Below are 1,185 nucleotides of genomic sequence, written 5' to 3' on the forward strand. Positions count from 1 at the left end.
CCGGCGTGATGCTCTCCGGCCCGCGCACCTCGCCGGCCAGCACCACCTGGTTGGTGGTGGTCAGCGTCTCCACCGCGACGCGGGCAAACGGGTCGTGCGACAAGTAGAGGTCGACGATGGCGTCGGAGATCCGGTCGGCGACCTTGTCCGGATGGCCTTCCGACACGGATTCGCTGGTGAAGACGTAGTTCTGCTTGGCCACGGCGCCCTCGACTGTCTGCTGCACACGCAAGAGGATCCGTGTTTACGCGCCCCGCCGCCTTGGAACAAGCCCTCTATGATGCGGCACGCCGCGCCGCGAGCTTCGGCAGCAGCACGGACAACGCCAGCATGGCGACGCCGGCGGCGGTCGGCAGCAGCCAGTCCGGCTTGCCGGACAGGACGCCGTTGCCGGCGGCGCCGAACTCCACGAAGGCGACGGTCATCGGCAGCTGCCCGACCAGCGAGCCCAGGGCGTAGGCGCCGAGCGGCAGCCGCGTCAGGCCGAGCGCGTAGTTCGCCGCGCTGTGCGGGATGACCGGCACGAGGCGCAGCATCGCCACGGCGCGCCAGCCGCCGCCCTCGACCCGGCGCAGCACGTCGGCGAAGCGCGCCATGACGGCAGTGTCCGCGAGACCGCCGGCCACGCAGCGCGTCAGCAGGAAGCCGGCCACTGCCCCCAGCACGCTGCCGAGCGCCGCCCAGGCCACGCCCCAGCCGGCGCCGAAGATCGCCCCGGCCACCATCGCCATCATCGTGCGCGGCAGGAACAGCAGGCTGACGGCGATGTGGATCAGCAGGAACATGGCCGGAGCCGCCGGGTGGTGGCGGATCAGCGCCTGCAGCTCGGCGGCGCCGATCCCGCTGTGCGCCACCCAGGCACTGCCCGCGGCGACCGGCCCCAGGACGACGAGAAGCCGGGCCAGGGTGCGCAAGGAGGGCATGCGCAGGGCGGGGCGGAGACGGACGGGCGGTTCGGCCATCGAACGGGCGCTCTCGTGGTGTTCGCGGCTTCCCATACCATGGCGCGTGCGGTGCGGCGAAAGGCATTTGCGCAGCCCAGGCATCGGCTTCCTTCCCGGACCCGGCCCCGGCGCAGTATAGGCATGGGATCGACGCAGCCACCGGTGCCGCCGTGACCGCCTTGCCCGCCGCCCGCCTGACCCACCTGCAACGCCTCGAGGCCGAGAGCATCCACATCATGCG

The 1,185-nt window shown here is 72.2% G+C and carries 2 protein-coding genes; both read right to left on the reverse strand.

All coding sequences use genetic code 11. The features are described from left to right. The coding region (locus TSO221_RS34635; protein WP_247878409.1) for an S-adenosylmethionine synthetase N-terminal domain-containing protein at window positions 1-202 on the reverse strand (202 nt) is incomplete at its 3' end. A 73-nt stretch (window positions 203-275) separates the two neighbouring features. After that, complete coding sequence (locus TSO221_RS34640) at window positions 276-962, reverse strand: VTT domain-containing protein (protein WP_109122976.1); 687 nt, start codon at window positions 960-962, stop codon at window positions 276-278. Window positions 963-1,185: the final 223 nt, after the last annotated feature.

Origin of the sequence: Azospirillum sp. TSO22-1 (genome assembly GCF_003116015.1) — a bacterium.
Lineage (GTDB): Bacteria > Pseudomonadota > Alphaproteobacteria > Azospirillales > Azospirillaceae > Azospirillum.

What these genes read in the sequence shown, in the direction of transcription:
- TSO221_RS34640 (WP_109122976.1), bottom strand. Translation starts at nt 962, where the DNA reads ATGGCCGAACCGCCCGTCCGTCTCCGCCCCGCCCTGCGCATGCCCTCC.